Source organism: Bacillus sp. J41TS8 (assembly GCF_018333035.1).
GTDB classification, from domain to species: Bacteria; Bacillota; Bacilli; order Bacillales; family Bacillaceae; genus Bacillus; species Bacillus paralicheniformis.
In genome coordinates, this window is the sequence record NZ_BORF01000052.1 from 1 (window position 1) to 296 (window position 296).

Genomic DNA, 296 nt, shown 5'->3' on the forward strand with positions numbered 1-296 from the left:
GCTTGGCGGCGTCCTACTCTCACAGGGGGAAGCCCCCAACTACCATCGGCGCTGAAGAGCTTAACTTCCGTGTTCGGCATGGGAACGGGTGTGACCTCTTCGCTATCGCCACCAAACTATTGAGAGGTGTTCTCTCAAAACTAGATAACGGTCAGACAATTCACAAAAGTATTTAGGTTAAGTCCTCGATCGATTAGTATCTGTCAGCTCCATGTGTCGCCACACTTCCACCTCAGACCTATCAACCTGATCATCTTTCAGGGATCTTACTTCCTTGCGGAATGGGAAATCTCATC

General features: G+C 49.3%; 2 rRNA genes. Both read right to left on the reverse strand.

Features of this window, described 5'->3' with window-relative positions:
• Positions 1-116, reverse strand: a 5S ribosomal RNA gene (gene rrf / locus KI350_RS22795).
• 57 nt (positions 117-173) lie between these two features.
• A 23S ribosomal RNA gene (locus KI350_RS22800) occupies positions 174-296 on the reverse strand; the annotation flags it as partial.